Annotated in this window: 9 protein-coding genes; 1 reads left to right on the forward strand and 8 read right to left on the reverse strand. The window is 60.6% G+C overall.

The genetic code is table 11. The features are described from left to right. The first annotated feature begins 20 nt into the window (after positions 1-20). The gene (locus ONB52_03970; GenBank protein MDZ7415301.1) at positions 21-2,234 is read left to right on the forward strand and encodes a S8 family serine peptidase; all 2,214 of its coding nucleotides are present in this window, start codon (positions 21-23) and stop codon (positions 2,232-2,234) included. Between the two features lie 154 nt (positions 2,235-2,388). Here the strand turns inward: ONB52_03970 and ONB52_03975 are convergent, their stop codons facing one another. The 8 genes from ONB52_03975 to ONB52_04010 all read right to left on the reverse strand — a co-directional run bounded on the left by ONB52_03975 (position 2,389) and on the right by ONB52_04010 (position 11,079). Next, positions 2,389-3,600, reverse strand: a complete 1,212-nt coding sequence (locus ONB52_03975) for a DUF819 family protein (protein ID MDZ7415302.1) — start codon at positions 3,598-3,600, stop codon at positions 2,389-2,391. A 13-nt stretch (positions 3,601-3,613) separates the two neighbouring features. Continuing rightward, positions 3,614-4,660, reverse strand: coding sequence for a YfiM family protein (locus ONB52_03980; protein MDZ7415303.1), 1,047 nt, complete (start codon positions 4,658-4,660; stop codon positions 3,614-3,616). A 33-nt stretch (positions 4,661-4,693) separates the two neighbouring features. After that, positions 4,694-5,722: a galactose-1-phosphate uridylyltransferase gene (locus ONB52_03985; protein ID MDZ7415304.1), complete on the reverse strand. Its 1,029-nt coding sequence runs from the start codon at positions 5,720-5,722 to the stop codon at positions 4,694-4,696. Between the two features lie 290 nt (positions 5,723-6,012). Beyond that, the gene (ybeY, locus tag ONB52_03990; GenBank protein ID MDZ7415305.1) at positions 6,013-6,438 is read right to left on the reverse strand and encodes an rRNA maturation RNase YbeY; all 426 of its coding nucleotides are present in this window, start codon (positions 6,436-6,438) and stop codon (positions 6,013-6,015) included. After that, positions 6,389-8,791 carry an HDIG domain-containing protein gene (locus ONB52_03995; GenBank protein ID MDZ7415306.1) on the reverse strand — a complete coding sequence of 801 codons (2,403 nt, stop codon included), beginning with the start codon at positions 8,789-8,791 and terminating at the stop codon, positions 6,389-6,391. Before ONB52_03995 ends, ybeY begins: the two co-directional genes overlap by 50 nt. A gap of 18 nt (positions 8,792-8,809) precedes the next feature. Next, positions 8,810-9,772 carry a PhoH family protein gene (locus ONB52_04000; protein ID MDZ7415307.1) on the reverse strand — a complete coding sequence of 321 codons (963 nt, stop codon included), beginning with the start codon at positions 9,770-9,772 and terminating at the stop codon, positions 8,810-8,812. A gap of 107 nt (positions 9,773-9,879) precedes the next feature. Next, on the reverse strand, positions 9,880-10,629 hold the full coding sequence (locus tag ONB52_04005) for a LysM peptidoglycan-binding domain-containing protein (protein ID MDZ7415308.1): 750 nt from the start codon (positions 10,627-10,629) through the stop codon (positions 9,880-9,882). 168 nt (positions 10,630-10,797) lie between these two features. After that, on the reverse strand, positions 10,798-11,079 hold the full coding sequence (locus ONB52_04010; protein ID MDZ7415309.1) for a hypothetical protein: 282 nt from the start codon (positions 11,077-11,079) through the stop codon (positions 10,798-10,800). Positions 11,080-12,033 lie beyond the last annotated feature (954 nt).

A 12,033-nucleotide genomic window follows, 5' to 3' on the forward strand; every position in this document is an offset into this window, starting at 1 on the left:
TTGTCAAGGAGACTCGATTCATGCGCAAACCTCAAGAGTGGCTCTGCACCGCTGCCGTTTTCCTGCTCCCGCTCGCCCCGCTGTTTGCCGGAGACCTGCCGCGGGCGGTGGCCGCCAAGCTCGATCCCCGACTGCGTCTGTTGTTGGAGCAGCCGGAATTTCAAAAAGGCCGTCTCAGAGAAACAGGGGCGTTGTGGGCAACCGCCGCGGGGGAGTGCACCAGCGTGCTGGTCAAAACCCGTGGCACGCGTGAGGAACTGACCGCCAGCGGCGCCCGCGTTCTGGCAAGGATCGGCGAAATCGCCGTGATCGAAGCACCGGTGGCGCAGTTGGAGAAGATTGCCCGCCTGCCCAACGTTGTCTATCTGGAAGCTGCACGCGCGATGCGCTTCAGCAACGATGTGGGCGTGGTGGAGGCCGGGGGCCGGGCGGTGGCGCAGCAATTCAATCTCACCGGCCAGGGCGTGATCGTCGGTGTGATCGATTCCGGGATTGATTGGCGCCATGGTGATTTTCGCACGGCCGGGGGCCAGACCCGCATCAAATACCTGCTCGATCTCAGCCAGGGCGGCAGAGTCTACACCGAGACGGAGATCAACGCGGCACTCAGCGGCGGGACGGCGCTCTCCACGGCGGATCGCAACGGCCATGGGTCGCACGTGACCGGCAGTGCAGCCGGCAACGGGCGGGGCACCGGTGCCAATATTCCCGCGGGAACCTATGCCGGCATGGCACCGCAGGCCGACATCATTTTTGTCAAATCAAAGAACGGCGACAACGGCAACATTTCCGACACCGATGCGGTGCGCGGCCTGAGCTTCATCGACAGTGTGGCCGGCCGCCTGGGCAAACCCTATGTCGTCAATCTGAGTTTCGGCGGTCACAGCGGGGCGCATGACGGCAGCAGTCTGCAGGAGCAGGCGATTGATGATCTCGTGGGCGCGGGCAAGCCCGGCAAGGTGATCGTGGTGGCGGCCGGCAATGACGGCGACAACGACATTCATGCCGGCGGCGCGGTCAGCAACTCCGTCACCATCAATTTCAATGTGCCCACATTTACCGCAATCGGCGGCACGCAAAACGACTATCTCGAAATGAATGCCTGGTATCCCGGCAACGCCACGCTCAGCCTTCGGTTGACCGCACCGAACAATGCGCAATACACCGCCAACAGCGGCGTGCGTTTTGCGCAGGACACGCCCAACGGCGCCGTCATCATCGATAATGCTTCCACCGGTACCAATCCGCTCAACAACGACAAGGAAGTCCTGATTCAGATTTTCGATTTCAGCAGCAATCTGCCGGCAACGGGCACGTGGAAATTGACCATCACCGGCAATAGCAGCCGCTACGATCTCTGGATGGTCGGCTCCAGCATGGGTGCGACGCTGACTTCCAACCTCGATACCACCCGCACCGTGACCATCCCGGCGACCGCGAAGAATGCGATCACGGTGGGCGCGTGGAACACCAAGCGCAGCTGGGTGGATTTGGACAACAACGCATTGCAGAGCCCCGGCGTGGTGCTGGGTGCCGCCGGCTCGTTTTCGGGCAGCGGGCCGACCCGCGACGGCCGCCTCAAACCGGAAATCTCTGCGCCCGGACAGATGATCGCCTCGACGCTCTCCGCGGACGCCAGCCCCAGCAGCACCTTCAGCATCTGGAAGGGCACCTCCTCGTTTCCGAATGCGTTCATCCTGCGGGATAATCGCCATGCCGTGGGCCGCGGCACCAGCTTCGCCGCGCCCCTGGTTGCTGGTGGCATCGCCCTGCTGCTGGAAAGAAACCCCAATCTCGATGCCCTGCAGCTTCGCAACGCCCTGACGGCCAGCGCACGACGCGATAACTTCACCGGCACGGTCCCGAATTACAAGTGGGGCCACGGCAAGGTCGATTTTCTCGCCGCCCTCGCCATCACCGCCGTGAGCGCATCCGCAACTGCTGCGGCACCACCGGCTGCTTTTGCCTTGCTGCCCAATTACCCCAATCCCTTCAATCCCGCCACCACGATCACCTTTCACCTGCCGGCAGCCAGCGCGGTCGATTTGGCCGTTTATGACGCCGCCGGCCGGCGTGTGCAGCGTTTGCTCACGGGTGAATTGCCCGCCGGCATTCATCGCGCCCGCTGGGAGGGCAGGGATGAACAGGGCATTGCCGTGTCCACCGGCGTGTATTTCTGCAGGCTGGTCGCGGGCAAGTGGCAGGCTTCGCAAAAACTGCTGTTGCTGCAGTAACCTGTGCCGACCGCTGCGGGGTCTGCGTCAGCCCATTTCTTCAGGACGCGGCCCCGCACGGGTCGCGGCTGCGATAACGACCCGAAGCGGTGGCGCACATCGCAACGAACGCTTGCAGTGAAGCACCCGCCGCCGCGGTGCCATGTCTCCCTTCTCATTCCGCTAACAGGCGCAACAGCAACGCGCACAACAATCCGCCATAATTTCCCAGCAGATAGCCGAGCACCCCCATGAGCACGCCCGCCGGCGCCATGGCTTCGTAGTAGGCAGCGGCAACGATGGGAGCGCTGGCCGGCCCGCCGATATTGGCTTGGCTGCCAATCGCCACCAAAAACATCGGCGCTCTGATCAACCGCGCACCGGCAAAGAGGACGAAAATGTGAAACAGGATCCACACCACACCGGCGAGCAGCAACACCGGCGCGGCCAGCAAGCCGGCCAGACTGGCTTTGGCCCCGATCGAGGTGAGGAAAAGATAAAGCGCAGCATATCCCACCTTGGAGGCGCCGGCCGCTTCAAGCTGGCGCAGCGGCGTGAAGGAAAGCAAAATGCCGGCGGTCGAGATGATGATGACCAGCCAGGTGAATTCGGTGAAAATCGAATCGATCAGCGGAAGGTTTTGCTGCCACGCCGCGTGGCTCAGGCTGTGCAGTTGGCCCGCCAGGCTGCGGCCGAGCACGGCACCGCCAAAGCCCAGGGCGAGAATCAAAAACAGATCGGGCACGGCCAGCGGGCGCTGCCGGCTCTCGTGGTAATCCTTCATGCGACGGTTGAGATCCTGTAGCACCTCCGAGCTGCCGCCCAGCAGCCGGTCGAGGGGGTGCTGGTAGTTGGCGAGAAAAAGCAGCACGCCCATCCAACTGTAGGCCACGATGGTGTCAACGACAATGATGGGGCCAATGATGCTGTTGGGTGCGCTTACCGCTTCTTTGATGGCGGCGAAATTGCCGCTGCCACCGATCCAACTGCCGGCGAGCGCAGCCATGCCCTTCCAGGTCTCGGGCGGCAGCCATTTTTCGAAAATGACATAGGCCAGCACGCCGCCGAGAATGACACCCAACGAACCGAACAGCATCATGGCCAGTGCTTGCGGACCGACTTTCATGATGGCCGGCAGGTCGGCGGTCATCATCAAAATGAACAGGCTGAAGGGCAGCAGATAATCGCGCATCCAGTCATACAGCGGCGAGACCGCGGGCAGCAGGCCGAAGGTGGTGGCCAGCGTCGGCAGGAAGTAAACGAAGAGAATTGCCGGCACGATGCTGAAGAAACGACGCGCCCAGGGTTGCACGCTGGTCCAAAAAACCAGGGCACACAGGCCGGCACACACGGCCAGGATCGCCATCGGACTTTGCAGCAGGGGCATCACAGACTCCGCATTAGAATTGCAGCGGTACCAAACGCAGCGCCGGTTGAAATTGCACTGCCGGCAGAGGAAGATGAATGTATGACAGCAGCAGTCGCAGCGGCAGCAGGGCGGGCGAGCGTGATTTGAGCAGCACCTCGCCGTTGACATCCAACGCCAGATAGGCCTGCAAGCGGCCGTGGCGCAGGCGGTCGGTGCCATAGCCGGCAGCGAGATGGAGCCAGCCCGGCCACACTCGCTGCGCGGCTGCGGGCAGCCACGGGCGCACTGGAAAACTCACCCAGAAAGTCATGGCATTGTAGCTTTTGATCCAGGAATCATCTTCGATGGGGGCGAATGGGTCGTAGCTGATTTTGAAACGCAGTGCACGCAGCCCGGCCGAATGTCGCTGGGCCGTGGCCCACAAAATGCCCAGCTCATTGGCGAGAAAGTCCCCCAGGCTGAAGCCCCATTCGGCGAAGAAACCATCATAAATTTCCACTTCGAGCAGCAGCGCAGTTGCCACCACGGCACTCCAGCGTTCCGCCCCGGTCTGCGAGAATCCCACCCAACGATTGATTGCAAACAGCGATTCCGTCATGAAAACACCGGCGAGCAAATGGCAGGCTTTGTCGAGATGATAGTAGAAGCTGTCATGCCAGCCCAGGTCATACGCGCCATGGGTGCGGCGGTAGCCTTTGTAGAAATGAAAGCCGCTGCGCTGCTCCCGCCACCAGGCCTCATTGAGTTGATGATAGACGATCCAGTTTGCCGTCACCAATGCGCCGCCGGCGAGCAGCAGGCGATTTCGCGAGACGGAATGCGGCAGCGCGTGCGCCGGTGGCGGCACACTGTCGGGGCTGTTGCGCAGCGCGCGGGGAGAGAAGGGCGCCGGCTGCAGAGTTGCCGCGGCGCGGCTGCCCGCGAAAAAGCCTGTCTGGCTGAAGCAAAATGGCAGGCGAAGGGAGGGCGGCGGGATTGCCGCGCTGTCTGGCTGCGGGGCCGCGGCGGAGGCCAGCGACAGCGCAAACAGGGCGGCCGGCATCCTCGGCCGGCGCGAATGCGAGTGGGTGCGCTTCATGGCGGGAGCGTGCGGCGAGCGGAGCGGCGGCTTTCAGGCAGCCACGGTGAGGCGCATGAGTTCCGCCGCTTTCTCCGGCGGCATGGGATTGACGGGAAAGCCGAACCCCATCTCGAATGAGGTGTAGCTGCGCAGGCGGGGGGTGATCTCCAGATGCCAGTGGAAATCGCGCTCCACAGTTTTCCAATAGCCCCGCTGCTTGCCGGCATTCACGTTTGGACCGGAATGAATCTCCATCACATAATTGGGATCACCCAGCAGGGTGCGCATCTGGCCGAGCACGGCCAGCAACATTTTGGCCAGGCCGGGCATCCGGTCTTGCCCCTCGAAGAAGGTCTCATGGCGCCGCGGCAAAATCCAGGTCTCGAAAGGGGCGCGGCCGGCAAACGGGCAAAGCGCGATGAAATCACCGTTTTCGGCGACTAGGCGCTGGCTGTCTTCCAGTTCCTGGCGGATGATGTCGCAAAACAGGCAGCGCTCTTTGAGATTGAAGAACTGCTGGGCATTGGTGAATTCCTCGCGCACCCGTTGCGGCGTGATGGGGGTGGCGAGAATGTTGCTGTGGGCGTGACGGAAGTGCGGATCATTGCCGCTGCGCAGGCTCTTGTGCAACAACACGTAGCGGAAGCGCACGTCTTTTTTGAGATCGAGAATGCGGTCTTTATAGGTGTTCAACACCTCGGTGACCGCGCTTTCGGGCAAATCCACCAGGCGGCGGTTGTGTTCCGGGGTTTCGATGATGACTTCATGAGCGCCAATGCCATCAAACATGTCGTACAGGCCCAAACCGCGGTTGTTGAGATCCCCGTGGATTTGCAGCACCGGCATCTTTTCGGGCACGACGCGCACCCGCCAACCGGGCTCGTTGCGGTTGGACCCGGGCGACCGCACCGCGAAAATCTCGCCGGGGGTTTCGTGTTCCTGGCCCTGGCAGTAGGAGCAGGATTCGCCGGCGACGGTGCGCACCGCCTGGACATCCGGTTTCAAATCCGCCACGGTCACGCCATCTTGAATGACGATGGTCCAAATGCCGGTGACCGGGTCGCGACGCAGTTGATTCATGTGCAGCTCTCCACGGTGCTTGGGGTGCAAACGGTTGCCTGCGGGAAGTACTTGTTGCCCTGCGGGAATCCGAGCGAGGGTGGACAGCCTGCGCAGCAGTGTGAGGCAGTAGATTTGGGTTGTTGGCGGCTGTTCTTCAAGGCCGAGAATGGTAGAAAAAATTCCCCAATTAGTCAAGCGGCAAGCCTGGCCCCCCGGTGAGGCGGCCACTGCTGCGCCGCCGCAGTGCCACGGGCCACGGCGCGGCCACTTGCGACACAGTTGGCGTGGGGCAGCCGGGAGCGGGTGGCTCAAATCGCCAGTTGGCGCAGCACGATGCGTTCGCGCTCGCGCATGCGACGACGGCCGGCAGGATCATGATCATCGTAACCGAGCAGATGCAGAATGCCGTGGACGATCAGGCGGTGCAGCTCGTGGCGCAGCGTGGTGCGAAAACGGCGCGCATGCCGGGCCGCCACCGCCGGGCAGAGGCACAGTTGCGCCAGCCTAGTGCCGGCGGGCGTGACCCCCAAATCGAAGGTGATAATGTCGGTTGGCGAAGGGTCTTGCAGGAACTGTTCATGCAGGCGGCAGATCATCGCCTCGTCGACGAACTGCACCTCCACTTCTGCAGCCGGCGCGCCGTGCCTCTGCCAGAGCTGCTGCAGCAGAACCAGGAGCTCGGGCTCAATAGCGCCGCGGCTTTTCGCGGCCGGGCGGATTCCCCTCAGCTTCAAGCGGCCATTCGTTGCCGTTGCTTTGCTCACCCGCGAGGGTGCCGCTTTCCGTGCTGCGGCCTGCCGGTTTGTCGCTGCTGTCTTCACTCTCTGTCTCGCTGGATTTTTCCGTGCCGCCGGGATATTGCAGCCGGCCGTGGAAAATACCGGTCAGGGTACGTTCGAAACTTTCCTTGATTTGATTGAGATCGCGCAGAGTCAGCGGGCATTCGTCCAATTCGCCGGCGGTGAAGCGCTGCGCGATGATCTGGCTGACCAGCGCGCGGATGCGTGACACCGAGGGCTCGCGCAGCGAGCGCGCTGCGGCCTCCACGCCGTCGGCCAGCATCACGATGCCGGTCTCCTTGGTTTGCGGTTTGGGGCCGGGATAACGAAAGGAGGTTTCCTGGATTTCGCTTTCGTTGTTGCGTTCCTGCGCCTTGCGATAGAAGTAGGAAATCAAATTCGTGCCATGATGCTGCGGAATGAAATCGCGCAGCTCGCGCGGCAGGCCGTTGCTTTCGGCGATTTCGATGCCGCGCTTGACGTGATTGATGATGATCAGCCGGCTCATGGTGGGGGCCAGCTTGTCATGGGGATTCTTGCCGCCCCTCTGGTTTTCCACGAAATATTCCGGCTTCTCCAGTTTGCCGATGTCGTGATAGTAGGCGCCCACACGCGCCAGCAGCGAATTCGCACCAATCGCTTCGGCCGCCGCCTCCGAGAGTGTGCCGACCACGATGCTGTGATGATAGGTTCCGGGGGCGCGCACAGCCAGCTCGCGCAACAACGGCCGGTTGAGATCGGACAGCTCCAGCAGCGTGGCGTCGGTGGTGATGTCGAAAAGATATTCGAAGATGATCATCATCCCGTAGGTCAGAATCGGGGTGACGGCGGCACTCAACAAGCCGCTGAGGATGTTGCCCGACAGCCGCGAACCGGGGGAATGCAGCAAAAACGCCAGCGCCGAGGCCGCCAGAATGTAGGCCAGGCCGAGAAACAGAAAGGCTTTGAAGATCCACGTGCGCGAGCGCACTTTGCGCACCGACAGGATACTGGCCATCCCCACGATGATGCAGAGAAAGGTGGCGGCGAATTCGTTGCCGCGCAGGCTGCCCAGCAGGATCGCCAGTGCGGTGGTGCCCACGAACGCCAGCCGGGCATCGAAAAAGATCGTCAGCAGCATGGGCGCCAGGGCATAGGGAATGAGAAATTCCGACTCGCTCATCCGGCGCACGGCATGCGCCAGAAAGACCACCAGCAGCAAAATCAGCGCGATCAGGATGACCCGCGAGATGTCTTCGTAAACCGCCGCCCGCCAATAGCGCAGAAAAACAATGAGCACAGTCAACGACAGCACGGTCATGAGCAGCTTGCCGGCGGTGGGCAGCAGCCGGGCGAGCGGGCCCTCCGACATTTTGCGCTCGACCAGCGCGCCCGCCAGCGAGTTCAGCTTCTGGATGTGCTCCCTGGTGATCTTTTCGTGACTTTCGATGATTTTCTCATTCTCCAGCACCGAGCCGCGCGCCAGCGGCACCCGCGCCAGCGCTTCGTTGATGCGCGCCTCGGTTTCGAGCTGCTCGAAAAACAAATTGGGCGTGACGAACGAGGTCACGATCTGGTAGCCCAGGTTGATGGCGGGTTCGCTGATCCTTGCAATCTCGCGCAGCTTCTGCAGCACCGCATTGTGCACCGTGCCGAGATGATGGAGATCATCCAGCTCCTCGACGATTTCGTCGGAGCCCGTGCGCAGCGCCACCTTGCGGACATGGTCGGGCAGGGCGCTGCGTTCCAGGTTGATGAGGCCGATGGTGTAGACGTCACGCAGGATGCGCTCCAGCTCTTGGCGATAGGCGGCGAAACTCAACAGTTTGCCATTGCCCGCCGGCCGCGGGGTGAAGCCGGTGAGCAGAAAGCGCAGGCCGTCCGTGGAAATGCTGTTTTTTTGCTGATCGAAGAGCTGGCGGATTTGCACGGCTTTCACCGAATCGGGCGCCAGCGAGGCCAGGATGCCCTCCAGTTGGTTGAGAAAGCCGGCGAGTGCGGTGTTGCGGGCCTCGGCCACGCTGTCGCGCCGCACGAAAATGGGATAGACACTCTCGCGGGCCGCCTGTTTGTCCCGCTCATACTCCTCCGGGGTTTTGTTGATCGGGAAGGTGAAGGGTGCGATGATGGGCTCGCCGATGTAAATGTCGCCTTCACGCAAATCGGCAAAACGGAAAGTGGCCTCCTGCGGGAACAGCAGCACGCAGACGGTCGTGAACAGCGCCATCACCAGGAATTGCCAGCGATGCCGGTACCATCGGGCAGCGGAGAGCTGGATTTTCGGCAGGGCGCGAATTCGAAGAAACGGCTTGGTTGGTGGTTGTTTCACGCGAAAACTCCGCGGGCCTCAGCGCTGATGCTGGTCATAGGCCCTGATGATCTCGCGCACGAGCTTGTGCCGGACGACGTCCTTGTCATCCAGGTAGACGAAGGCAATGCCTTCGATGCCGGCGAGGATCTCCCGGATCTCCACCAGGCCGGAGGTGGTGGAGCTGGGCAGATCGATTTGGGTGATGTCGCCGGTGATGATTGCCTTGGAGTTGATGCCCAGTCGGGTGAGGAACATCTTCATCTGGGAGGGCATGGTGTTTTGCGCCTCGTCGAGAATGACAAAGGCGTTGTGCAGGGTGCGGCCGCGCATGTAGGCCAGCGGCACGATTTCAATGACGTCGGTCTCGAGATAGCGCCGCAGCTTTTCCGCGGGAATCATGTCATGGAGCGCATCATAGAGCGGCCGCAGGTAGGGATCGACCTTCTCGCGCAAATCGCCGGGCAAAAAGCCCAGGCTTTCGCCCGCTTCCACCGCCGGCCGTGCCAGCACGATGCGATCGACCTGGCGGTCGCGCAAATGCGCCACGGCAATGGCCACCGCCAGGTAGGTTTTGCCCGTGCCGGCCGGTCCGATCACGAAAACGATGTCGTTTTTGAGGGTCGCCTGATAAAACTCGCTCTGGCCCGCGGTGCGCGGTTTAATGGCGGCGCTTTTGGTGTAAACGATCACCGGCTGGGTGGGGGCGGCCGGCAGCGGCGGGGCCGCCTCGCCGCGTTTGACCATCTGCACCACGGTTTCGACATCGGCGGCGCGCAGTTCGCCGTTGCGGGTGAGCATTACGATCAGCTCGGTGAACACGCGGTCGAGCAGTTTTACCTCCTGCTCCCCGCCGCGCAGCGTGATTTCGCTGCCGCGCACGGTGATGCGCGCCTCGAAGTGGCGGGCAATTTCCTTGAGGTGGCAGTCGCCCTGCCCGAGCAGTTCGAGCGGGTCAACGCCGCGAATGGGAATTTTTTGTTCGAGAATGGTCGACTCCACGGATGGCATCCTCGCAAGGCACGGCTTCACCTGTAAAAGAAAAAGCAGGTCATGAGTTGCGCGCGGCAAACTCACAACCTGCTTGTCCTCACAACCAAACGGGCAACTCAGCGCGGAATGCGCAAAACCGTGTAGGGATAAAGCTTGCTGGGATCATCGCCGATGATGTTCTTGTTGGCCTCATAGAGGCGGCGCCACATCGTGGGGTCGCCCATGCCCTTGGCGATCTTGCCGAGAAAATCGCCTTTTGCCACCAGATACTCATCCGGTCCCACTTCGCGCTGAATCTTGAAAATTTGCTGCGGATAGATCAGGTCGGGATCCTTGATCTGGTCGCGGTTGTAGGAATAAATCCGCATCCACTGATAGGGATCGCCGTAGATGTCCTGTTTGCCGGAAATTTTCCAGAGATAGTCGCCGCGCTGGACATTGTATTCGGTGTAGATGGCTTTCGGCATGCGGCTGCGCAGTTGCGTGATTTTGCCTTCGATGCGGGCAATGATATCCTGCATCTCGGAAAGCAGGCCGATCTTGCTCTTTTTCATCTCATTCAGCCGCGCTTGCATGGCGTCGAGTTCAGCGCGGCGCTTAAACAACTCCTCGGGGGAGAGCGCCATCAAACCATCGACTTCGGCTTCCAGGTTCTTCAGGTCATTGCGATAGGCCTCCACGCCGGCACGATCGGTGCCCAACATGGCATAGATATCATCCCACTCTTTATTGATCTGTTGATCGAGTGAGGCCAGCTCCGCCTTGAGCGCGGCGATCTCCGCATCGACCTTGGGAATTTCGGCCTTGGCGTCGGCTTCACGCTTCTGCCATTCCGCCAGTTGCTGGCGATATTCATCCATCGTCATCTTTTTCTGGGCAACCACCGTCCCGTTAAGCGCTGTGAGCAGAAGGCCGAAAGAGAGGACAAGCACTATCTTGGAGAAAGCTTTCATCATTCCCCTCCTCAGGGTTGATTGGGTCAGTCGCATGTTTCATGATCTCTTTTGCTGGTGATCCATTGCCGGTCGCGCGGCTCAGTTGGGCATCTGGCTGAGGCGGGCAGATACCGTGGTTTTCTCCTGTTGAGCCTTGGCCAATTCCGCCTTCTTCTGCTCAACTTGTCTCTGCAGATCGTCACGTTCTTTGCGCTTCTGCGCCAGCAGGTCTTCGGCTGCGAGCGCCGCCTTCTTTTGCTCTTCCAGGGCCTGCAGTTGTTTCTCGTTCGGGTGTTTCGTACAGGCCACCATGCCGAGCGAGAAGGATACTGCAGCGACGAGCATGCCCTTGGTCAGGTACGACTTGAGCGAATTTCTCATGAGCCTTACACCTCCATCTTAGGGTTTGCAACCGGAAAAAAACAACTTCACATTGCCTCACGCCATGCTGTGTTTCTTGTTGTGGTGCTAAGATTTTGTCCGCTCAATACTTGCTGCCAGCGCGGCGGATAATATACAAAAATGCCCCTGATTGTCAAGCGAAAACTCATGTGAAAAAGTAATCCCTTGGTTAAGTCTGGGGACGCAGCGCACAAATCTTGCCGCAAGGCAAGAAAGATCAATCGCACCAATTTTCCCACCCGAATTATCAGCACTGCAAAGCCGCAAAAAGTGTGAAGTTTGAAAAAACCGGTTTTGTTTGGTTGGCACCGCGACCAGCCGGCAAGCCATTTTTGATAACAGCCTTTATGGCTGGGCACTGTGCCTCGCGGACGCGGTGCTCCCGCGGTAAAAACAAGTGTTTTACTTCGTACAAAAAATTAGCAGCATCAGGCAGAAATGTTTGTACCACTTCACACGCAATTGAGGCATTACTGTGAAAACTCTCTGGCTCGCCGTGAGGCCGAAGATTGATGGTGGGAGAAACTCAGGGCCTCCGCCGGGCTCGTCACGGGTCACCTGAATGACGGGCGCCATGAAATTTCACCCTCGAAAACGGTCACGAGCACGATGCCTTGTTTTGCTGCACACGCCGTGCGCATGCCTTCGTTTGCAGACCGGGATCCGCGCTGCGTCCGGGGTGGGGCGGAAGTAGCAGCATGACCCGCCAGCGGAGGCGTTTTACCGCCGCGGTCGGTATCACCGGGTGATGGGTGACATGATGGCTCACAAAAAAAACTCCTGCAGCGACCAGGTTGAACCTTGACCGTCTGGGGGGAAACGGAGAAGGTTCCTGCTGCAGGAGATTGTGCGCAAAAGATAGCAAAAAAGTTGAGCAGTGCAACGACAATTTTGGTTGAATGGCTGCCGGTCGCTGGAGAACAACCGGTTCGC

It is taken from the genome of candidate division KSB1 bacterium, from assembly GCA_034506255.1.
In the GTDB taxonomy this organism is placed as follows: domain Bacteria; phylum Zhuqueibacterota; class Zhuqueibacteria; order Zhuqueibacterales; family Zhuqueibacteraceae; genus Coneutiohabitans; species Coneutiohabitans thermophilus.

Coding starts and splice junctions, on each gene's coding strand:
- ONB52_03970 (MDZ7415301.1), top strand. CDS start 21: ATGCGCAAACCTCAAGAGTGGCTCTGCACCGCTGCCGTTTTCCTGCTC.
- ONB52_03975 (MDZ7415302.1), bottom strand. CDS start 3,600: ATGCCCCTGCTGCAAAGTCCGATGGCGATCCTGGCCGTGTGTGCCGGC.
- ONB52_03980 (MDZ7415303.1), bottom strand. CDS start 4,660: ATGAAGCGCACCCACTCGCATTCGCGCCGGCCGAGGATGCCGGCCGCC.
- ONB52_03985 (MDZ7415304.1), bottom strand. CDS start 5,722: ATGAATCAACTGCGTCGCGACCCGGTCACCGGCATTTGGACCATCGTC.
- ONB52_04005 (MDZ7415308.1), bottom strand. CDS start 10,629: ATGACGATGGATGAATATCGCCAGCAACTGGCGGAATGGCAGAAGCGT.
- ONB52_04010 (MDZ7415309.1), bottom strand. CDS start 11,079: ATGAGAAATTCGCTCAAGTCGTACCTGACCAAGGGCATGCTCGTCGCT.